This window comes from Massilia sp. YIM B02769 (assembly GCF_030411995.1).
Taxonomy (GTDB): Bacteria; Pseudomonadota; Gammaproteobacteria; order Burkholderiales; family Burkholderiaceae_D; genus Telluria.
The window spans coordinates 354615-376236 of the sequence record NZ_JASNRC010000004.1 but is presented as its reverse complement, the minus strand read 5'-3'; the positions used below and the strand labels follow the sequence as shown (position 1 = coordinate 376236).

Below are 21622 nucleotides of genomic sequence, written 5' to 3'. Positions count from 1 at the left end.
TATCGATAAGTCTACTGTAAGCATAATTAGCTTGCAGTGAGATACATGAATTGCTGGATCTTCATCCGTTCAACGTGAACTCGGTGAACGTCGGCGACTCCGGTTCGTCCTTGTTGCCTGGCTCGTTCGCCTCCTTGGCCGGCCCGTTATTCATCAGCCAGAGCAGGTTGGTAGCCGAATCGGCATTCGCCAGCGCTTCTTCCTGCGTCACGAGATTTGCCTGCACCAGCGCCAGCAGCGCCGCTTCGAAGGACTGCGACCCAGGCGACAGGCTCTTGTCCATCGCTTCCTTGATCCCGGAAAGCTCGCCTTTTTCGATCAGGTCGGCGATGTAGCGGGTGTTCAGCATGATCTCGACCGCCGGCTGGCGCGTGCCGCCGGCCGCTGCGCGCACCAGGCGCTGCGAGACGATGGCCTTGGTCGCCGAAGCCAGGTCCTGCAGCAGGGCGGGGCGGTTCTCGATCGGATAAAAGCTGATGATGCGGTTCAGCGCGTTGTAGCTGTTATTCGCGTGCAGGGTGGCGACCACCAAGTGGCCGGACTGGGCGTAGGCCAGGGCCGCGGTCATGGTCTCGCGGTCGCGGATCTCGCCGATCAAAATCACGTCCGGCGCCTGGCGCAGCGAGTTGCGCAGGGCCATGTTGAAGTCGAGGGCGTCGCTGCCGATCTCGCGCTGGTTGACGATCGATTTCTTGTTCTTGAAGAGGTATTCGATCGGGTCTTCGAGCGTCAGGATGTGGCCGGTGCGGTGCTCGTTGCGGTAGTCGAGCATCGAGGCGATGGTGGTCGACTTGCCGGAACCGGTGGCGCCGACCACCAGCAGCAGGCCGCGCTTCTCCATGATCAGTTCGGAGAGCACCGGCGGCAGGCCGAGTTCGCCCAAGGGCGGGATGGTGGCCGGTACGAAGCGGAACACGGCCGAGATGCTGCCGCGCTGGCGGAAGGCGGACAGGCGGAAGCGGCCCAGGTTGGGCACCGAGATGCCCATGTTGAGTTCGTTGTTGCGCTCGAGTTCTTCGCGCTGTTCCGGCGTGGTGACTTCCGACAGCAGGGACAGGATGTTGCTCGGGTCGAGCTTGTTCTGGTTGATCGGGATGAGGTTCCCGTTGATCTTGATGTGGACGGGGGAGTTCACCGCGAAGAACATGTCCGACGCGTTTTTTTCCTTCATGAGTTGGAACAGGCGGTCCATGGCCATGGTGGTTTTCCCCGGTGGTGCAGTTTGTGTTCGTTAAATCATAGGTTAGTTGAACGCGTGGACGGGAAACCCGTCCACCCTACGTAGGGTGGTCGGCTTCGCCGCCCACGCGTTCAACCTGCGGCCGAGCAGCCGCGAAGCGAACTTAGATCCCGCGCAGCAGCTCGTTGATGCCGGTCTTCGAACGCGTCTGCGCATCCACGCGCTTGACGATCACGGCGCAGTACAGGCTGTACTTGCCGTCGGCCGATGGCAGCGAACCCGACACCACGACCGAACCCGACGGCACGCGGCCGTAGGTCACTTCGCCGGTTTCGCGGTTGTAGATCTTGGTCGACTGGCCGATGTACACGCCCATCGAGATCACCGAATTCTCTTCGACGATCACGCCTTCGACGATTTCCGAACGGGCACCGATGAAGCAGTTGTCTTCGATGATGGTCGGATTCGCCTGCATCGGTTCCAGCACGCCGCCGATGCCGACGCCGCCCGACAGGTGGACGTTCTTGCCGATCTGGGCGCACGAACCGACGGTGGCCCAGGTGTCGACCATCGTGCCTTCGTCGACGTAGGCGCCGATGTTGACGTAGGACGGCATCAGCACCACGTTCTTGCCGATGAAGGAGCCGCGGCGCGCAACGGCCGGCGGCACCACGCGGAAGCCGCCCTTGGCAAAGTCCTCAGCCGTGTAGTCGGCGAACTTGGTCGGCACCTTGTCGTAGAACTGCATGCCGCCGCCACCGGCGACAGGCACGTTGTTCTCGAGACGGAACGACAGCAGCACCGCCTTCTTGATCCACTGGTTGACGATCCACTCGCCGCCTTCCTTCTGCGCCACGCGCAGGGTGCCCGCGTCGAGGCCGGCCAGGACCTCGGCCACGGCGTTGCGCACGTCGGCCGGGGCGGTCGATGGGCTGAAGTCCGCGCGCTGTTCCCACGCGGTGTCGATGATGTTCTGGAGTTGTTGGGTCATGATTGAATAATCTCTGTTTCAGGAATCCGAGGTACAGCTTTAACGCAGGCTCTGGCAGAACTGGACGATGCGCGTGGCTGCTTCCAGCCCCTCGTCCACGCCCGCCACCAGCGCCATGCGGATGCGGTTGCGGCCCGGATTGGTCCCGTGCGCGTCGCGCGCGAGATAACTGCCGGGCAGAACCGTCACATTATATTCGGCGTAGAGACGGCGTGCGAACTCGGTGTCGGAAAGACCGGTCCGGCGCACGTCGGCCCACAGGTAAAAGCCGGCGTCGGGCAGCTCGACGTCCATCACCTGGCGCAGCATAGGCGTGATCAGGTTGAACTTTTCCTTGTACAGGGTGCGGTTGTCCTGCACGTGGGTTTCGTCGTTCCAGGCCGCGATCGATGCCGCCTGCACCGGCGGCGACATCGCGCCGCCACAGTAGGTACGGTACAGCAGGAATTTCTTCACCACGGCCGGGTCGCCGGCGACGAAACCCGAGCGCATGCCCGGCACGTTCGAACGCTTCGACAGGCTCGAGAAAACGATCAGGTTCGCATACGGACGCTCGCCGCCGCTGCGCCCCAGCGCGTGCGCCGCTTCCAGCGCGCCCAGCGGCGGGGTCGAGCCGCAGTAGATCTCGGAATAGCACTCGTCGGCCGCGATCACGAAGCCGTGGCGGTCGGAGAGCGCGAACAGTTCGCGCCAGTCGCCCTGCGACAGCACGGCGCCGGTCGGGTTGCCCGGCGAGCAGATGTACAGCAGCTGCACGCGCGCCCACACATCGTCCGGCACGGTGCCGAAGTCGGGCGCGAAGTTGCGCGCCGGGTCCGAGTTCACGAAGTACGGCGAGGCGCCGGCCAGGTAGGCCGCGCCTTCGTAGATCTGGTAGAACGGATTCGGGCTGAGCACCAGCGGGTCGGGGCGGCTGGCGTCGATCACGGCGTGCGCGATGCCGAACAGCGCCTCGCGCGAGCCGTTCACCGGCAGCACCATTCTGGCCGGGTCGAGCGCGGGAATCGCGTAGCGCCGCTCCAGCCAACCGGCGATCGCCGCGCGCAGCGGCTCGCTGCCGATCGTGCTCGGGTAGTTGGCCAGGCCGGCAATCGCGTGGGTCAGGGCTTTTTCGATAAAGGCGGGCGTCGGGTGCTTGGGCTCGCCGATGCCAAGGCTGATCGGCGTGTAGTCGGCACGCGGGGTCACGCCGGCGAAGAGTTCGCGCAGCTTTTCGAAAGGGTAGGGATGGAGTTTGTCGAGATGTGGATTCACGAGGGTACCGTAGCGCTCTTGCGAGAAATAGATTTTTGATTATAGCGCCGCCCCGGGAATGCCGTCTGGCCATGCGAATGCAGTAAGATTGTTCATCCAGGAAACCATACCAGGTAGACCGTGCCGCTCAACACCATGCGCCGCCTGACCGGCCGCCAGCGCTCGGCGACCGCCAACCGCCAGCTGGGCTGCGTGCTGGCCTTTGTCGCCGGCGCGATCAACGCAGGCGGCTTCCTGGCGATCGGCCGCTACACCTCGCACATGACCGGCGTGATCTCGTCGATGGCCGACAACCTGGTGCTCGGCCAGGGCGCGCTCGTGCTGGCGGCGCTGGCCGCGGTGGGCGCGTTCGTCGCTGGCGCCGCCACCACCGCGCTGCTGGTGAACTTTGCGCGGCGCCGGCGCCTGTCCAGCGAATACGCGCTGCCCTTGCTGTTCGAAGCGAGCCTGCTGCTGCTTTTCGGCGTGCTGGGCGCGCGCCTGGCCGCTCCCGAAGGCGGTGCACTGGCACTGACGGCCGCACTGCTGTGCTATGTGATGGGTTTGCAGAATGCCGTCGTCACCAAACTCTCTCGCGCCGAAATCCGCACCACCCACATGACCGGCATCATCACCGACATCGGCATCGAACTGGGCAAGCTGCTCTACTGGAACCGCGACCCCGGCCAGCCGCGCGTGGCGCCGAACCGTGCGAGACTGAGCTTGCTGGCGGCGCTGCTCGGCTGCTTCCTGGCCGGCGGCGTGGCCGGCGCGCTCGGCTTCAAGCATGTCGGCTACCTGTCGACGGTGCCGCTGGCAGCCCTGTTGTGCATGCTGGCGATCGTACCTGCTGCGGACGACCTGGCACGTTCGCTGGCGCGCCTGCGGCGCCGGTCCTGACAGCGTCAGGCGCTGCCGCGTTCGCGCCACGCCCCGGGATTGGTGCCCGACCATTCCTTGAACGCGTGGGTGAACGCGCTCTGCTCCTGGTAGCCGAGCAGGAAGGCGATGTCGGCCAGCGACAGGCCCGGCTGGCGCAGGTAATCCTGGGCCAGCACATAGCGCGCGCTGTCGAGCAATCCCTGGAAGCTGGCGCCGGCGTCGCCCAGCTTGCGCTGCAGGGTGCGCGGCGACAAATCGAGTTCCTGGGCGATGCTGGCCAGGCGCACCCGGTCGTGCGCCAGGTTGCGGATGATGGCGGCGCGTACCTGGGCGACAATCGCCGGCGCGCCCCCTTCGCGCTGGCCCAGCAGGCGCTCGGCGTGCTGCTGCAGCACCGGATACAGATTCACGTCGGCGTTCGGCACCGGCAGGGCGAGGATGGCGGCGTCGAATTCGCCGCTGTTGGCGGGCGCGTTGAACACCGGGCAGCTGCCGAACACGCGTTCGTACTCATCAAGGCTGGCATCGCTGCCGTGGGCGAATGCGACCCGCGCCACCGGCAGCGCGCCGCCCGCGAGCCAGCGCCCGAAGGTCTGGATGCCGGCGAACACGCTTTCCACCAGGTGGCGGCTGGCAGCCGGATAATGGCTGATCCATTCGTAGCGCGCGGTGATGCCTGCCACTGTCACTTGCGAGCGCCCCAGGTCGTGGGCCAGCGCTTCGTAGCGCATGGTCTGTTCCAGCGCTTGCCCGATGTCGCGGCAGGCCAGCAGCACCAGGCCATACACGCTGTAGCTGCCCAGCTTCACGCATTCGCCCACGTGCAGGCCGAAGTGGGGATCGCTGGCGAGATCGGCGCCGGCGTCGAGCAGGCGGATGTAGTCGGGCGCTGCCAGCGAGTCGGGCAGGGGCGTCAGGCGCGTCGAGGGCAAGCCGGCGGCGCGCGCCAGGGCTTCGGCGGACACGCCGCGTGCGGCGGCGGCATCGAGCAGCGGCTGCAGGTAGGAGCCGGTGACCCGCTGCGAGGGGCTTGGCGCAATCGAACAAGGCTTTGTCATAAAGGAGCAATACGGCGGCAGGCTTCTCGCTTACTCTTCGCGAATGTTGAAAGAGTATAAAGGGAAATCGGCATGAAGCGGTGGAATGGCTGGGGCGACGACACGGTCGATGTGACATTGCATGGCGAGGCGCTGGCCTTCCTCGAAGGACGCATCGGCGTCGGCAGGGCGCCGGTGGACGCCGGCTTCGAGGAGGCGTGCGCCGCGATTGCACCGGGCCGCCTGGCGCCGCACCCGCTGGTCGACGCCACGCCGGCCACGCGCGCCCTGCATGCGCTCGGCCAGAGCCTGCCCGACTGGCTGCGCCTGCGCCACGGCCGCCTGGGCGCGGTGCCGGACGGCGTCGCCTTTCCCGAAAGCGCGGAACAGGTGCGCGCGCTGCTGGCCCATGCCGGGCGCTGCGGCGCCGCCGTGATTCCCTACGGCGGCGGCACCAGCGTGGCGGGGCACATCAACGTGCACGACGCCGCGCAGCCGACGCTGTGCATCGACATGCGGCGCATGCGCTCCTTGATTGCGCTGGACCGCGAAGCCCAGCTGGCGACCTTCGGCGCCGGCGTCACCGGCCCCGACCTGGAAGCGCAACTGCGCGCCCATGGCTACACGCTCGGCCACTTCCCGCAATCCTTCGACTATTCCACCCTGGGCGGCTGGGTGGTCACGCGCTCCTCGGGCCAGCAGTCGCTGCGCTACGGCCGCATCGAAGCGATGTTCGCCGGCGGACGGGTCGAAACGCCGAGCGGCACGCTGGAGATTCCGACCTTTCCCGCATCGGCCGCCGGTATCGACTTGCGCGAGATGGTGCTCGGGTCCGAAGGCCGGCTCGGCATCCTCACCGAAGCCACGGTGCGCGTCTCGCGCCTGCCCGAGCATGAAGCCTTCCACGCGGTGTTCTTCCCGGACTGGGAACGCGCCGAGCGGGCCGTGCGCGAACTGTCGCAGGCGAGATTGCCATTGTCGATGCTGCGCCTGTCGAACGCAGTCGAGACCACGACCATGCTGGCGCTGGCCGGCCACGCGAAACAGGTCGGCCTGCTGGAACGCTACCTGCGCTGGCGCGGCTGCGGTGCACACAAGTGCATGCTGATGATCGGCGTCACCGGCCCACGCGCCCAAAGCAAAGCCGCCCTGCGCGCGGCATTGCGGATTGCGGGCGGCGTCCACATCGGCCGCGCGCTGGGCGAGCGCTGGCGCCACGGGCGCTTCCGCAACGTCTACCTGCGCAACACGGCCTGGGCCCACGGCTACGCCATCGACACCGTGGAAACCGCCGTCGACTGGCCGGGCGTGACGCGCGCCATGCACGCCGTGGAAGCGGCGGCCGGGGAAGCATTCGCCGCCCACGGCGAGCGCGTGCATGCCTACACCCACCTGTCGCACATCTATCCGCAGGGCGCCAGCGTGTACTCGACCTTCGTCTATCGCCTGGCGGGCGACTTCGAAACCGACCTGGCGCGCTGGCGCGATTTGAAGCGGGCGGTGTCGAACGCGATCGTCGCCAGCGGCGGCACCATCAGCCACCAGCACGGCGTCGGCGCCGACCACGCGCCCTGGCTGGCGGCGGAAAAGGGAGAACTCGGCCTGGCGACGATGCGCGCCCTGTTCCGCGCATTCGACCCGGAAGGGCGCATGAACCCCGGCAAGCTGGTGCTGCCATGAACCGAGCCTGGCACGCGGGCTGGCGGGCGGGCTTGCCCGACTTGGTCGGGCGCGAATGGGATGTGCTGGTCATCGGCGGCGGCATCACCGGCGCCGGCATCCTGCTCGAAGCGTCACGGCGCGGCCTGCGCGCGCTGCTGGTCGAAGGGCGCGACTTTTCCTGGGGCACATCGAGCCGCTCGTCGAAACTGGTGCACGGCGGCCTGCGCTACCTGGCGCAGGGCCACATCAAGCTTACACGCGAGGCGGTGCGCGAACGCGAAGCCTTGCTGCGCGACGCGCCCGGCCTGGTGGAACCGCAGCGCTTTGCCTTTCCCGACTACGGCAAGAGCCTGCGCAAGCGCCGCACCATGCTGGCCGGGCTGGCGCTCTACGATCTGTTCGCGGGACGGCGCGAACGCCACTGGCAGGATGCGGACGCATTCGCGCTGCTGGCGCCGAACATTGCGCGCACGGGCCTCGCCGGCGGCATGGTGTACCTTGATGCCAAGACCGACGACGCGCGCCTGGTGCTGCGTACCCTGGTCGAAGCACGCAGCCATGGCGCCGAAGCCGTCAACTACATGATCGTGTGCTCGCTGCTGAAGGAGGGCGAGCAGGTCGTCGGCGCCGTGCTGCGCGACGATGCGGCGGGCGACTGCCTGTTCGACGTGCGTGCGCGCCTGGTGATCGACGCCGGCGGCGCCTGGGCCGGGCAGCTGGCCACGGGCGGCCCGCGCCTGCGTCCGCTGCGCGGCAGCCATCTGTTGCTGCCGGCCTGGCGCCTGCCGCTGGCGCAGGCGGTCAGTCTGATGCACCCCGCCGATGGCCGCCCGGTGTTTGCCTTTCCCTGGGAGGGCGCGACCCTGGTCGGCACCACCGACGTCGATCACNGCGCCTGCCGCTGGCGCAGGCGGTCAGTCTGATGCACCCCGCCGATGGCCGCCCGGTGTTTGCCTTTCCCTGGGAGGGCGCGACCCTGGTCGGCACCACCGACGTCGATCACCGCGATGGCTTGTCCAGCGAGGCCGCCATCACGCGCGCGGAACTCGACTACCTGATGCACGCCCTGCAAGCCCAGTTCCCGGCGCTGCGCCTGGGCGAAGACGACGTGATCGCCACCTATGCCGGCGTGCGGCCCGTGCTCGACAGCGGCGCGGCAGATGCGCCGTCGAAGCTGGGCCGCGAGCATGCCATCTGGTGCGGCCAGGGCCTGGTGAGCGTCACCGGCGGCAAGCTGACCACCTTCCGCGCGATTGCGCTCGACGTGCTGCGCCAGGCGCGGCGCCAGCTGCCGGGCTGGAACGATGCGCTGTCTCCTTGCCCGATCTACGCGCCGGTCGCGCCCCCGACCGCGCCGCGGCGCATGCCGGCGCCGCTGCTGCGCCGCCTGGCCGGCCGCCACGGCCCGCAGGCGCAGGCGCTGGTCGATGCGGCGTGTGACGGCGAACTCGAACACATCCCCGGCACCGACACCCTGTGGGCCGAGCTGCGCTGGGCCGCGCGCGCCGAGGCCGTCGAACACCTGGACGACCTGCTGCTGCGCCGCACCCGCATCGGCCTGCTGCTGCGCGGCGGCGGCGCCGGCCACATGGAACGCATCCGCGCCATTTGCCAGGCCGAGCTGGCCTGGAGCGACGCCCGCTGGGAGCGCGAAGAGGCCGCGTATGCCGCGCTCTGGACCCGCCACTACAGCCTGCCGCCACGCACGAACACACCGCAGCATGAAGCATGAAGCATGAAGCATGAAGCATGAAGCCTGAACCCCTGATCCTCGCCATCGACAACGGCACCCAGAGCGTGCGCGCGCTCTTGTTCGACCTGCGCGGCAACATCGTCGCCAAGTGCCAGGTGCCTTTGGAAGCCTATTTTTCGCGCCAGCCCGGCTGGGCCGAGCATGAGCCGGAAGACTACTGGCAAGCCGTGTGCCGCGCCTGCCAGGGACTGTGGAACCAGCCTGGCGCCGACCGCGCCGCCGTGCGCGCGGTGGCGGTGACGACCCAGCGCGGCACCGTGGTCAACCTCGGCCGCGACGGCCAGCCGCTGCGCCCGGCCATCACCTGGCTCGACCAGCGCCGCACCGACGAGGTCCCGCCGATCGGCCCGTTCTGGCGCGGCGCTTTTAAACTGGCGCGTGTCGGCGATACGATCGACTTCTTCCGCGGCGAGGCCGAGATCAACTGGATCCGCGCGCACCAGCCGGAAGTCTGGAACGCCACCGACAAGTTCCTGCTGCTGTCGGGCTACCTGAACTGGCGCCTGTGCGGGCGCTTCATCGATTCGGGCGGTTCGCAGGTGGGTTACCTGCCTTTCGATTACCGGCGCCACCGCTGGGCATCCAGGCGCGACTGGAAGTGGCAGGCGCTGGCCATCGAGGCGCGCATGCTGCCCGAGCTGGCGCCGCCCGGCACACGGATCGGCGCCATCGACGCAGCCGCCGCGCAGGCCACCGGCATTCCGGCGGATACGCCGCTGTTCGCGGCCGCCGCTGATAAAGCCTGCGAAGTGCTGGGCGCCGGCTGCAGCGAGCCGCATGTCGGCTGCCTGAGCTACGGCACCACGGCCACCGTGAATACCACCAGCCGCCGCTATGTCGAGGTCACGCCTTTCGTGCCGCCGTATCCGGCCGCGATCCCCGGCGCCTACAGCACCGAGGTGCAGGTGTTTCGCGGCTACTGGATGGTCAACTGGTTCAAGGAGCAGTTCGGCCACATGGAGCAAAGCCGCGCGCTGCTGGAAGACGTGGCGCCGGAAGCCCTGTTCGACCAGCTGGCCGAGTCGGTGCCGCCCGGTTCCATGGGCCTGATGCTGCAGCCTTACTGGACGCCCGGCATCCGCGTGCCGGGGCGCGAGGCGAAAGGCGCGATCATCGGCTTCGGCGACGTGCATACACGCGCCCACGTGTACCGCGCGATCCTCGAGGGGCTGGCTTATGCGCTGCGCGAAGGGAAGGAACGCATCGAACGGCGCAGTGGCGTGCGGATCACCGAACTGCGCGTGTCCGGTGGCGGCTCGCAGAGCGACGCGGCGATGCAGCTCACGGCCGACATCTTCGGCCTGCCGACCGCGCGCCCGCACGTGTACGAAACCTCGGGCCTGGGCGCGGCCATCGATGCCGCCGTCGGGCTCGGGCTGTATCCGGATTTCGCCAGTGCGGTGGCGAGCATGACGCGGGTGGGCAGGGTGTTCGAGCCGATCGAAAGCAATCGGCTCATCTATGACCGGCTGTACAAGGAGGTGTACGAGAAGATGTACCGGAAACTGCAGCCGCTGTACCGGGATATCGCGAAGATCACCGGCTACCCGCGCCAGCTCTGATCAGGACAGCGCCGGCTCCAGGTGCGCACTCCCGGTACGCACCGCGCGCACCCCATTGCGCCCGGCATCCTTGACCGCATACATGGCGCGGTCGGCGGCGACAAAGAAGCCCTTCAAATCGTCGAGCTGGGTCGGCACGATGGTGGCCACGCCCAGGCTGGCGGTGACCCATTCCGAGGTGGTCGAACCCGGGTTCGGGATGTGCAACGATTCGATGTGGGCGCGGATGGTTTCGCCCAATGCCGCCGCGGCCTCGAAGCCGGTTTCGCCGAACAGCAGCACGAATTCCTCGCCGCCATAGCGCGCCGCGATGTCGGTGGCGCGCAGCGCATGCGACTGCAGCGCCATCGCCACTTGCTGCAGGCAGGCGTCGCCGGCCGCGTGGCCGAGGCTGTCGTTGTAGCCCTTGAAGTGGTCGACGTCGAGCACGATCAGCGACAGCGGCTGGCTGCTGCGCACCGCGCGCTGCCATTCCTTTTCCAAAAAGGCGTCGAAGTGGCGGCGGTTCGGGATCTTGGTCAGCGGGTCGGCCAGGGCCGCGCGCTGCAGCGCGGTTTCCGACTGCTTGTGGTGGGTGATGTCGTGCAGCAGGGCGATGAACAGCGGCTGGTCGGCCAGCATCGGCGTCAGCGTGAAGTCCATGGCGCGCAGGTTGCCGTCGCGCTGGCGGATCAGCACTTCGCGCGCGCCGCGGCAATCCGGGGCCGCGCCAGCAATGCTGCGGCTGAAGATGTCGAGGTATTCCTGGGCCACCGAGGGCGCCAGCAGGCCGTCGAGCGCGCAGCCGGCCAGTTCGCCGGGGCCGTAGCCGAGGTAGCGGTCGCAGGCGGGATTCGCGTACTGGATGCGGCCGCTGGCCTCGATGATCATCAGGCCTTCGTCGATGCTGTTGACGATCAGGCGCAGGCGCTCGGCCTGTTCCTGCTGCGACAGGCTGGTGCGGCGGAACTGCAGTTGGGCGCGCACGCGGGCGCAGACTTCCGCCAAGCGCAGCGGCTTGGGGATGTAGTCGGCCGCGCCGATGTCGAAGGCGGCGACGATGTCCTCGGTCTCGGTGCGCGCGCTCATGAAGATCACCGGGATGTTGCAGGTGACCGGATGGGCTTTCAGGCGGCGGCAGACTTCCATGCCGTCCATGCCGGGCAGGTTGATGTCGAGCAGGATCAGGTCGGGCAGGGCGCGCTGGGCGATGCCGAGGGCCCGTTCGCCGGAATTCGCAACAAAGGTCTGGTACCCCTGCTGCAGCATCATGGAACGCAGCGCCCCCAGGTGAGCGGGAGCGTCATCGACGACGAGGACGGCGGCCTGGCGCGGAGCAGCGGCCGAAACCTGGGCTAGGGTAGGCATGGGGCGAGCGTGGTGCCGATTTGATCTGGTTCAAATTCTACGCTGAACTCAGCGTAAACGGTAATTTTTGTTGCCAGTAGGATAGTTTTTCTCGGGGTATGCCGGTAGCGGCGGGTGATTCATCCTTCGATTTTGCCGATTCGGCGAAAAAAATGGACGCCATTGGCGTCCATTCGTCGCACGCTTGCAACCGGCGCCGGTATTTACAGCGCCGCTGCGATCAACTGGCCCAGGATCGCGATGCCTTCGCGGATACGTTCCGGCGGCACCGTCACGAACGACAGGCGCAGCGTATTCGTTTCCGGTTCGGTTGCGTAGAAGGGCGCGCCCGGCACGAAGGCGACGCGCGCGGCGATCGCCTGGTCCAGCAGCTTCATGGCATCGATGTGTTTCGGCAGCGTCACCCAGATGAACATGCCGCCTTCCGGCCTGGTCCACGTGACTTCTTTCGGGAAGTGCTGGTCCATGGCGTCGAGCATGGCCTGGCACTGGTTGCCGTACAGGGTGCGGATGGTCGGGATGTGCTGATCGAGGAAGCCGTCCTTGACCACGTCGTAGACCACCATCTGGGTCAGCTGGGCGGTGTGCAGGTCGGCCGCCTGCTTGGCCAGTTCGAGGCGGCGCACCAGCGGTAGCGGGGCGCAGACATAACCGAGGCGGATGCCCGGGGTCAGCACCTTCGAGAAGGAACCCATGTAGATCACGCCTTCCGGGTGCATGGCCACCATCTTCGGCATCGGTTCGCCCTTGTACGACAGCGCGCCGTAAGGGTCGTCCTCGATCAGCGGCAGGCCGAGGCGGGCGCAGGTTTCGACCAGTTCGCGGCGGCGTTCGATCGACAGCGAGCGGCCGGTCGGGTTCTGGAAGTTCGGCAGCGAGTACAGCAGGCGCGCACCCTTGGCAACCGCTTCGATCGAGGACGGCACCAGGCCGTGGTCGTCGGTCGTCACCGAGCCGAATTCCGGGCGGTAGACCGAGAACGCCTGCAGCGCGCCCAGGTAGCTCGGGGTTTCCACCAGCACGCGGCTGCCTTCGTCGATCAGCACCTTGCCGATCAAATCGAGGGCCTGCTGCGAACCCGAGACCATCAGGATCTGCTCGGGCAGGATCGTCGTGCCTTCGGTCGACAGCGAGTGCGCGATCCATTCCTTCAGCGGGCCATAGCCGTCGGTCGGGCCGTACTGCAGGGCCACCTTGCCGGTTTCAGTCAGCACGCGGTCGTAGGCTTGTTTCATGCGCTCGACCGGGAAGGTGGCCGGCGAAGGCAGGCCGCCGGCGAAGGAGATGATCTCCGGACGCTGGGTGATCTTCAGGATCTCGCGGATGAAGGAGCTCTGCAACTGCTGCGCGCGCTCGGAAAACTGCCACTGGATGGGATTCGGATTCTCGATTTTCATGCTGGTCTCGCGGTCGTTAAAAGGCGCGCGCCGGGTCGGCTGCGGTGAAAGCCCCGGCCGGATAGGCCGGGGCCGTGAAGCTCGGGGCGATCAGGCCAGTTCGACGATCATCTCGATCTCGACGCAGGCGCCGCGCGGGATCTGCGCCACGCCGAAGGCCGAGCGGGCGTGCTTGCCGGCGTCGCCGAAGACGTCGCCCAGCAGTTCCGAGGCGCCGTTGGTGACCAGGTGCTGGTCGGTAAAGTCCGGGGTCGAATTCACCAGGCTCATCAGCTTGACGATGCGCTTCACGCGGGTCAGGTCGCCGCCGCAGGCATCCTGCAGGGTGCCCATCAGGTCGATGGCGATGGCGCGCGCGGCGGCCTGGCCTTCTTCCAGGGTCTTGTTCTTGCCCAGCTGGCCGACATTGACCGAGCCGTCGGCGTTCTTGGCGATGTGGCCCGAGATGAAGACCAGGTTGCCGGTCTGGACGAACATGACGTAGGCGGCGGCGGGCGCGGCGGCCGATTGCAGGGAGATGTTCAGTTCGGTGAGTTTGTCGTAGACGGACATGGGTGTTCCTGTTGCGGTGAATGAGACCGGTATTGTACGTCTTGCCAGCTATGAAAGACACACTTTCCCTCGCCCCTGGCATGGTGCTCGATGTTGCTTCCATGACATAATCGGAGCCTTCCTTATCCAGAAACGGAGTGTCGCTTGACGTCTTCTTCGACTGCGCATGGCTGGTGGCGGCCGCGCCTGTGGCTGTCGCTGGCCATCGTGCTGCTGCCCTGGCTCGTCGCGACAGGCATCACGGGCTGGAAGGTGGCGCAATGCATGACCGAGGCCTGGCAAGGGCGCGCCAGCTTCGGCTGGCAGGAGGCCAGCGGCAGGATCGACCAAGCGCAGGTGCGCATCGTGACCGGTTCGCGCGGCGGCAAGGCTTACGAGCCGCTGGTCGGCTACCACTACGAGGCCGGAGGGCGGGTCTGGCATTCCTGGCGGGTCGAGGCCACGCCCAATTACAGCCAGATGCAGGCGCAGGAGGTCGTCAGGCTGTTCCCGAAAGGGGCCGGCGTCACCGTCTACCACGACGGCGAGGGGTTGTCGGCCCTGCGCCGGGGCGTGCGTCCCATGACCTGGATCGGCCTGGTCCTGTGGTCGCTGGCGACCTGGCTGCTGGGCGCGATGTGCTGGCGCGAGGCACGGCGCATCGTCATGCGCGAGCGCGCGGCGTGAGGTCCCGGTGCGCGGCCGCCGCGTCGCGCATGTGCATGAATGCAGCGATCGTTCGGGTGCCGGCGTTCAGGCGCCGGTCGGCATATACATAGCCATAGCTGACCACGCGCCTTTCGGTCCGGGCGAAGAAGCGCGGATTCTCGAGTAGGATGCGGTCGAGGTGTATTGCCTATTCGATAAGATGTTTCTTGGTGTTACCATAACGGATTGCCGCCCCCGGCTTGCCAGGAAAGACCGAACCATGACCGCAGTGCTGGCACTCAAGCTGACCCTGGTTCCGCTGCTGATCTACCTGGTCACACTGGCAGGCCGGCGCTGGGGGCCGGCCGTGGCCGGCTGGCTGTCGGCGTTTCCGATCGTCGCCGGTCCGATCCTGTTGACGCTGGCGCTGGAGCAGGGCCTGCCGTTCGCGGCCAGCTCCGCCGAGGGCACCCTGCTGTCGGTGCTTGCGATCCTGGTGTTCTGCGTGCTGTATGCCTGGGCTTCGAGCCGCTTGGCGGTGGCCGGATCGATGCTGCTGGCCCTGTCGGGCTGGGGCCTGGCGGTGGCGGTCCTGCAGACCCTGCGCCTGCCGCTGGGTCTGGCCTTCGTGCTGGTCTGGTGCGCCCTGCTGCTGGCGCTGCGCCTGTTCCCGTCGGCCGCCCCGGCCGCGGGCGGCGCGCGCCGCAACGACCTGCCGTGGCGCATGCTGGCCGCCGCGGCCCTGGTGTTGCTGGTGACCGCAGGTGCGGCCCGCATGGGAGCGCGCCTGTCCGGCTTTTTCGCCATGTTTCCGGTCATGGGCTCGGTGCTGGTCGGCTTCGCCCATGCCGGCAGTGGCCGTGCGAGTGCGGTGGCGCTGCTGCGCGGCATGGTGTGCGGCTTCTTCGGCTTTTCCATATTTTGCGTGACGCTGGCGCTGCAGCTGCGCCAGGGCAGCCTCGGTTTCGCCTTCGGCCTGGCCCTGGCCTGCGCGCTGGTCGTGCACGTGGTGGCGCGGCGCATGCTGGCGGCGCCGGGCGGGTCTGCGGCGGCTTCAGTACGCAGCTCTTGAAATCGATGTTGCCATCCCCATATCGAGGCAATCCGTTCAACCTGTATTTCCAAGAGGAATAAGATGGCTGTCGCCGAAAAAGAGACCCTTGGCTTTCAAGCCGAAGTAAAGCAGCTGCTGCAATTGATGATTCACTCCTTGTACTCGAACAAGGAAATCTTCCTGCGCGAACTGATTTCGAACGCATCCGACGCCGCCGACAAGCTGCGTTTCGAGGCGATCAACAACGATGCCCTGTACGGCAACGACCACGAACTGAAGATCCGCGTTGGCTTTAACAAGGAAGCGCGCACCGTCACGATCTCGGACAACGGCATCGGCATGAGCCGCGACGAGGTCATCTCGCACCTGGGCACGATCGCCAAGTCGGGTACCAAGGAATTCTTCAGCAAGCTCTCGGGCGACCAGAAGGCGGACGCCGCCCTGATCGGCCAGTTCGGCGTGGGCTTCTATTCCGGCTTCATCGTCGCCGACAAGATCACCGTCGAAACCCGCCGTGCCGGCGCCGACGCCAGTGAAGGCGTGCGCTGGGAGTCGGGCGGCGAGGGCGAGTACAGCGTCGAGACCATCGAGAAAACCGGCCGCGGCACCGACGTCATCCTGCACCTGCGCGAAGGCGAGGACGAGCTGCTGTCGAACTGGAAGCTGAAATCGATCATCCGCAAGTACTCGGACCACATCTCGCTGCCGATCCTGATGCAGAAGGAAGAGTGGGACGAAGAGGCGAAAGCGACCGTCCTGAAGGACGAGTTCGAGACCGTGAACCAGGCCAGCGCGCTGTGGGCCCGCTCGAAGTCGGACATCACGAAGGAACAGTACGACGAGTTCTATAAACACGTCTCGCACGACTTCCAGGAGCCGCTCGCCTACACCCACAACCGCGTGGAAGGCCGCAGCGAATACACCCAGCTGCTGTACGTGCCGAGCCATGCGCCGTTCGACCTGTGGGACCGCAACAAGCGAGGCGGCATCAAGCTGTACGTGAAGCGTGTCTTCATCATGGACGACGCCGAGCAGCTGATGCCGACCTACCTGCGCTTCGTGAAGGGCGTGATCGATTCGGCCGATTTGCCGCTGAACGTGTCGCGCGAAATCCTGCAGGAGTCGCGCGACGTGCGCGTGATCCGCGAGGGTTCGACCAAGCGCGTGCTGGGCATGCTGGAAGAAATGGCGAACTCGGAAGAGCAGGAAGGCAAGGACAAGTACGTCACCTTCTGGAAGGAATTCGGCCAGGTGCTGAAGGAAGGCATCGGCGAGGACGCGACCAACAAGGACCGCATCGCCAAGCTGCTGCGCTTTGCCTCGACCCATGACGAGTCGGGCGAGCAGACGGTGTCGTTCGAAGATTACGTCGGCCGCATGAAGGAAGGCCAGGACAAGATTTATTACGTCACCGCCGACAGCCACATCGCCGCCAAGAACAGCCCGCACCTGGAAATCTTCCGCAAGAAGGGCGTCGAAGTGCTGCTGATGGCCGACCGCGTCGACGAGTGGATGCTGTCCTTCCTGACCGAATTCGAGGGCAAGGAGCTGGTGTCGGTGGCCAAGGGTGGGCTGGACCTCGGCAAGCTGGAAGACGAAGCCGAGAAGAAGGAACACGAGGAGACCGAGACCCAGTACAAGGAACTGGTCGAGAAGATGAAGACCGCGCTGGCCGACAAGGCGAAAGACGTGCGCGTGACCTTCCGCCTGACCGACTCGCCGGCCTGCCTGGTGGCGGACGAGCACGAGCTGTCGGCCAACCTGGTGCGCATGCTGAAGGCCGCGGGCCAGAACGCGCCGGAGTCGAAGCCGATTCTCGAGATCAATCCGAACCACCCGCTGGTGACGCGCCTGAAGTACGAGGATGCCGAGGGTGCACGCTTTGGCGACTGGTCGCATATCCTGTTCGACCAGGCGATGCTGGCCGAAGGCGGCAGCCTGGCGGATCCGGCGTCGTTCGTGAAGCGCTTGAATGAGATGCTGCTGGCGAAGTGATTCGCGCGGTGGTGTGAAGTGAAAGCCGGGCGCTTGCCCGGCTTTTTTTATGCTGAATCGGCGGTAGCGGGGCTGTTGCCTGTTACGGTATCGGTGTGTTGCATCCGCGTGGGCACGGGGTGCCCACCGTACGGGATACGCTGCGTATCCGGGTTTCGTATGATCTCGCTGATAACGGTGACCGTACGGTGGGCACCCCGTGCCCACGCGGATCATGCATACACATGCCGTCTCACGCAACAGCGCCACGTACCGCTGCACACCGTCTTAGAACCGCGCCTCAACCCCCGCCGGCCGCACCCACCCCGCCAACCTCTCGAACCCCGCCCGGAACCAATGCTTGCGCTGCTCCGTCAACTGCCCCACCACCCAGGTCGCCGCCACGATCAACAAGGTCAACGCCGCGATATCGACCGCGCTGTTCCGATCATGCCGGACCAGCGCCAGCCACAAACTCATCACCAGCGCATGCACCAGGTACAGCGTGAACGTGTACGACGACAGCCCCCGAATCCCACGCTCGAACCGCAGCAACCCGGCAAACCCCACCCAGCGCGCACACCAGAAATTCGCCAGCACCAGCACGCACACCACGTAATCCGCCAGCACCCGGTCCGCACTCCTGAGCGGCACCGCCGGAAACGGCCAGTGCGCGCGCGCGAACATGCGCAGGAATACGTCGCTCCCGCTCAGCTTGAACAGGGCCAGCAGCACCAGGCTCGCCACCCACCCGGCGAGCGCCGCACGCCGCCCGATCGCATGCGATTGCTGCCAGCGATACAGCCACACGCCGCTGGCCCACACCGGCAGCAGCAGCCACAGTTTCGGCCCCACGAACAGCAGCAGCGACCCCAGCGCCAGTACCCGCCGCGCACCGCGCAGGTAGAAGGCAGCCCCGAACAGCACGTAATACCAGACCTCGTACCCAAGCGACCAGTACGGCCCCAGCAAGGGCGGCGGCTCGGAAATCGTCCACAGCTCCCCCATGAACAGCAAATGCAGCGGCACATACAGCCAGGGCTTGGCGACTTCGTAAAGCTGGCGCAGAGGCACCTGTCCGGACCAGACCAGGAGGGCGGCGGCGGCAAAGGCGAACAGCAGCAGCGGCAGCGCCACCGAATAGATGCGGGTACAGCGCGCGATGGCGTAGGCGCGCAGTGAAGGGTTCTTTTGTTCGGTGGTATGGGCGATGACGAAGCCGGACAGCACGAAGAACACGATCACCGCTTCGCGCCCCAGGTTCGGCACCCAGTCGTCGGCGGAGCGCGTGATCACGCCGTAGGGCCCGTAGTGGCTGGCCACGACCAGTACCGCCGCCAGCAAGCGGCAGCAGTCGAGGTAGAGCGACAGCGGACGCGTAAGAGGGGAGGCTGGTAGCGCCATGGGAATGCCCGTAGTGTGCAGCCGCCATCATAACCCAGGCGGCTGCGCTCGCCTCAAGCGCGGGGAAAGGCGCTCAGTCGCGTACTCAGTTGCGTACTCAGTTGCGTACTCAGTTGCGTAAACCGGCGCAGAAGTCGAGCAGGATGCGCTCGCCCTCGGGCCAGTCGCCGAAACCGCTATCGGCGTTCACATGGCCGGCAACGCCGATCTCCACGAAGCGCGCACCCCAGGCGTCGGCAAAGGCGCGCGCCCGTTCGCGCGTGACGAAGGGGTCGTCGCTGCTGGCGACCACGATGCTGGGGAAAGGGAGCCTGGCCATCGGCACCGGCGCGAAGCCGTTGGCGGCTATCGGATACGACGCCGCCTCGACGTCGCTCGGCGCCACCAGCAGCGCGCCGGCCGCGCGCAGCGGCGAGCCGGATTGAGCCCAGTGCGCCGCCAGGATGCAGCCCAGGCTGTGCGCCACCAGGATCGGTGCGCCGCTGCTGGCGCCGACGGCCGCATCGAGTTCGGCCACCCATTCGTCGCGGGCCGGATTGTTCCAGTCGCGGTGTTCCACGCGCCGCAGTTGCGGGTGGCGCGCTTCCCACCGGGTTTGCCAATGCTGCGGACCCGAATTCCACAGGCCCGCCAGGGTCAGAACGTCGCACTCCATGTCGCCTCCGCTGCTTGTCGTTCAGGCCATTCTACGCGTCTGCGACAAGCGGCGTCGGATCAGAGCGCGGTGCGCAGGGCGAACAGTTCCGGGAACAGCACCACGTCGAGCATCTTGCGCAGGTAGCTCACGCCGGCCGTGCCGCCGGTGCCGGTCTTGAAGCCGATGATGCGTTCCACCGTCGTTACATGGCGGAAGCGCCAGAAGCGGAAGGCCGTCTCCAGGTCGACCAGCTTCTCGGCCAGCTCGTACAGCGCCCAATGCTGCGCCGGGTCCTGGTAGACCGCCAGCCAGGCCGCCTTCACCGAATCGTCATGCTCGGTCGGCAGGGTCCAGTCGCGCTCCAGGCGCTCCGGTGCGATGGCGAAGCCGCCCCGCGCCAGCAGCAGCACCGCTTCGTCGTAGACCGAAGGCAGCTTCAGCTCGCGCTCGAGGATGGCGTGGGCCGGCGGGTTCTTTTCGTGCACCGCCAGCAGGTTCGCGTTCTTGTTCCCGAGGATGAATTCGAGTTCGCGGTACTGGTGCGACTGGAAGCCGGACGAGGCGCCCAGATAGGGCCGGATCGCCGTGTATTCCGACGGCGTCATCGTCGCCAGCACGTCCCAGGCATGCACCAGCTGGTCCATGATGCGCGCCACGCGCGCGAGCATCTTGAAGGCGGGAGAGAGCTCGCCGGCGCGCAGCTGCACGCGCACGGCCTGCATTTCGTGCAGCATCAGCTTGACCCAGAGTTCGCTGGTCTGGTGCTGGATGATGAACAGCATCTCGTTGTGGTTCGGCGAAAGCGGGTGCTGGGCCGACAGGATCTGCTCCAGGCCCAGGTAGTCGCCGTAGCTCATCGACTCCTTGAAGTCCATCTTGGCGCCATGCCATTCGGCCGGCTTGTCTTTCATATCGCTCATGTGCAAGCCGCCTCAGGTCACCGCGCCGCGTTCGGCGCCCACATCGTAGTCTTCGCGGTCGAGGATGTCCTTCAGGATCTCGACGGCGTCCCAGACATCGGCAAAGCCCGTGTACAGCGGCGTGAAGCCGAAGCGCATGATCTCGGGCTCGCGATAGTCGCCGATCACGCCGCGCGCGATCAGGGCCTGCATCACCGCGTAGCCGTGCGGATGGGTAAAGCTGACCTGGCTGCCGCGCCGCGCATGCTCGCGCGGGGTCACCAGTCCCAGCGGATGAGCGGCGCAGCGCGCCTCCACCAATTGGATGAACAGGTCGGTCAGGGCCAGCGACTTGGCGCGGATCGCGTCCATGCCGGTTTCCTCGAAGATCTCCAATCCGCATTCGACCATGGCCAGCGACACCACCGGCTGGGTGCCGCACAGCGCGCGGCCGATGCCGTCGCAGGGCGCGAAGCCGTGGGCCATCGCGAACGGCCTGGCGTGGCTCCACCAGCCCGACAGCGGATGCTGGAATTGGGCCTGGTGGCGCCGCGGCACCCAGATAAAGGCCGGCGAACCCGGCCCGCCGTTCAGGTATTTATAGGTGCAGCCCACCGCGAAGTCGGCTTCGGCGCCGTTCAGGTCGACCGGCACCGCGCCGGCCGAGTGGGCCAGGTCCCAGACGATCAGGGCGCCATTCCCGTGCGCGTGGCGGGTGAGGGCGGCCATGTCGTGCTGGTAGCCGGTACGGTAGTTCACGTGGGTCAGCATGACAACGGCGCAGTCGGCGTCGATGGCGGCCGGCAGCTCCTCCACCGAGTCGACCAGGCGCACGCTGTAGCCGCGCTCGAGCCAGCTCGTCAGGCCTTCCGCCATATAGATGTCGGTCGGGAAGTTACTGCGCTCGGTGACGATGACGCGGCGGCCGGCCGTGTCGCCCTGGGCCTGGATGCGCACGGCGGCGGCCAGCGCCTTGAACAGGTTCAGCGAGGTGGTGTCGGTGACGACGACTTCGTCGGCCTGGGCACCGACCAGCGGCGCAAGGCGCTGCCCGAGCCGCTTGGGCAGGTCGAACCAGCCGGCCGTGTTCCAGCTCTTGATCAGGTCTTGCCCCCATTCGCGCGCCACCACGTCCTGGGCGCGGGCCAGGGCCGCACGCGGGCGGGCGCCGAGGGAATTGCCGTCCAGGTAAATGACGCCGGCCGGCAGGTCGAAGCGTTCGCGCAGGGGCGCCAGCGGATCTTGGGCGTCGCGCGCCAGGCAATCGGCGCGGGTAAGGGTGGGTTCGCTCATGAGGATTCGTCTCTGGTTGTATAGGCAGATGGCAGGATGGGCGGCAGTGTAGCAAGACCCCACAAAAAATATTTCAAATTTTTTTGCTCCCAACCCTAAAGTTCCGCCGAACCCTGCCGTAAAGGAGTCAGAGCGCTG

Annotated in this window: 17 protein-coding genes and 1 pseudogene; 7 read left to right on the top strand and 11 right to left on the bottom strand. The window is 66.7% G+C overall.

Translation table 11 applies throughout. The features are described from left to right. Positions 1-61: 61 nt before the first annotated feature. The 3 genes from QPK31_RS09010 to dapC all read right to left on the bottom strand — a co-directional run bounded on the left by QPK31_RS09010 (position 62) and on the right by dapC (position 3425). The gene (locus QPK31_RS09010; protein WP_290422597.1) at positions 62-1198 is read right to left on the bottom strand and encodes a PilT/PilU family type 4a pilus ATPase; all 1137 of its coding nucleotides are present in this window, start codon (positions 1196-1198) and stop codon (positions 62-64) included. A gap of 145 nt (positions 1199-1343) precedes the next feature. Then, the gene (dapD, locus tag QPK31_RS09005; RefSeq protein ID WP_290422596.1) at positions 1344-2171 is read right to left on the bottom strand and encodes a 2,3,4,5-tetrahydropyridine-2,6-dicarboxylate N-succinyltransferase; all 828 of its coding nucleotides are present in this window, start codon (positions 2169-2171) and stop codon (positions 1344-1346) included. A gap of 39 nt (positions 2172-2210) precedes the next feature. Further along, a complete protein-coding gene (gene dapC, locus QPK31_RS09000) occupies positions 2211-3425 on the bottom strand; it encodes a succinyldiaminopimelate transaminase (protein WP_290422595.1) in 1215 nt (404 codons plus the stop codon). Positions 3426-3545: 120 nt separating this feature from the next. On the opposite strand from dapC, the gene QPK31_RS08995 reads away from it, so the two are divergent. After that, the gene (locus QPK31_RS08995; RefSeq protein ID WP_290422594.1) at positions 3546-4304 is read left to right on the top strand and encodes a YoaK family protein; all 759 of its coding nucleotides are present in this window, start codon (positions 3546-3548) and stop codon (positions 4302-4304) included. Positions 4305-4309: 5 nt separating this feature from the next. Here QPK31_RS08995 and QPK31_RS08990 read toward each other — a convergent pair whose 3' ends face one another. Then, positions 4310-5344, bottom strand: a complete 1035-nt coding sequence (locus QPK31_RS08990; protein WP_290422593.1) for an AraC family transcriptional regulator — start codon at positions 5342-5344, stop codon at positions 4310-4312. Between the two features lie 72 nt (positions 5345-5416). Between QPK31_RS08990 and QPK31_RS08985 the strand changes: the two genes are divergently transcribed. The 3 genes and pseudogenes from QPK31_RS08985 to QPK31_RS08970 all read left to right on the top strand — a co-directional run bounded on the left by QPK31_RS08985 (position 5417) and on the right by QPK31_RS08970 (position 10300). Then, entirely contained in the window at positions 5417-7003 is a 1587-nt protein-coding gene (locus QPK31_RS08985; protein ID WP_290422592.1) for an FAD-binding oxidoreductase, read from the top strand. Between the two features lie 47 nt (positions 7004-7050). Next, positions 7051-8717 (top strand): annotated as a pseudogene (locus QPK31_RS26215) (glycerol-3-phosphate dehydrogenase C-terminal domain-containing protein); the annotation flags it as partial. A gap of 17 nt (positions 8718-8734) precedes the next feature. Further along, positions 8735-10300: an FGGY-family carbohydrate kinase gene (locus tag QPK31_RS08970; RefSeq protein ID WP_290422590.1), complete on the top strand. Its 1566-nt coding sequence runs from the start codon at positions 8735-8737 to the stop codon at positions 10298-10300. Here QPK31_RS08970 and QPK31_RS08965 read toward each other — a convergent pair whose 3' ends face one another. The 3 genes from QPK31_RS08965 to QPK31_RS08955 all read right to left on the bottom strand — a co-directional run bounded on the left by QPK31_RS08965 (position 10301) and on the right by QPK31_RS08955 (position 13596). Continuing rightward, positions 10301-11647 (bottom strand): diguanylate cyclase, encoded by a 1347-nt coding sequence (locus QPK31_RS08965; RefSeq protein WP_290422589.1) that lies wholly within the window; start codon positions 11645-11647, stop codon positions 10301-10303. It lies immediately after the preceding gene. 203 nt (positions 11648-11850) lie between these two features. Continuing rightward, entirely contained in the window at positions 11851-13044 is a 1194-nt protein-coding gene (locus QPK31_RS08960) for a PLP-dependent aminotransferase family protein (protein ID WP_290422588.1), read from the bottom strand. 90 nt (positions 13045-13134) lie between these two features. Continuing rightward, positions 13135-13596, bottom strand: coding sequence for a RidA family protein (locus tag QPK31_RS08955; protein ID WP_290422587.1), 462 nt, complete (start codon positions 13594-13596; stop codon positions 13135-13137). Between the two features lie 144 nt (positions 13597-13740). Between QPK31_RS08955 and QPK31_RS08950 the strand changes: the two genes are divergently transcribed. From QPK31_RS08950 to htpG, 3 genes are all read left to right on the top strand, one after another. Further along, positions 13741-14262, top strand: a complete 522-nt coding sequence (locus QPK31_RS08950) for a DUF3592 domain-containing protein (RefSeq protein WP_290422586.1) — start codon at positions 13741-13743, stop codon at positions 14260-14262. A gap of 241 nt (positions 14263-14503) precedes the next feature. Further along, positions 14504-15295 carry a hypothetical protein gene (locus QPK31_RS08945; RefSeq protein ID WP_290422585.1) on the top strand — a complete coding sequence of 264 codons (792 nt, stop codon included), beginning with the start codon at positions 14504-14506 and terminating at the stop codon, positions 15293-15295. A gap of 63 nt (positions 15296-15358) precedes the next feature. Then, a complete protein-coding gene (gene htpG / locus QPK31_RS08940; protein WP_290422584.1) occupies positions 15359-17272 on the top strand; it encodes a molecular chaperone HtpG in 1914 nt (637 codons plus the stop codon). A 267-nt stretch (positions 17273-17539) separates the two neighbouring features. Here the strand turns inward: htpG and QPK31_RS08935 are convergent, their stop codons facing one another. The 4 genes from QPK31_RS08935 to kynU form a co-directional block, all read right to left on the bottom strand. Continuing rightward, the gene (locus QPK31_RS08935) at positions 17540-18655 is read right to left on the bottom strand and encodes an acyltransferase (RefSeq protein WP_290422583.1); all 1116 of its coding nucleotides are present in this window, start codon (positions 18653-18655) and stop codon (positions 17540-17542) included. A 109-nt stretch (positions 18656-18764) separates the two neighbouring features. Beyond that, positions 18765-19310: an alpha/beta hydrolase gene (locus tag QPK31_RS08930; RefSeq protein ID WP_290422582.1), complete on the bottom strand. Its 546-nt coding sequence runs from the start codon at positions 19308-19310 to the stop codon at positions 18765-18767. A 59-nt stretch (positions 19311-19369) separates the two neighbouring features. Then, complete coding sequence (gene kynA / locus QPK31_RS08925) at positions 19370-20212, bottom strand: tryptophan 2,3-dioxygenase (protein WP_290422581.1); 843 nt, start codon at positions 20210-20212, stop codon at positions 19370-19372. 12 nt (positions 20213-20224) lie between these two features. Continuing rightward, the gene (gene kynU / locus QPK31_RS08920) at positions 20225-21484 is read right to left on the bottom strand and encodes a kynureninase (RefSeq protein WP_290422580.1); all 1260 of its coding nucleotides are present in this window, start codon (positions 21482-21484) and stop codon (positions 20225-20227) included. Positions 21485-21622: the final 138 nt, after the last annotated feature.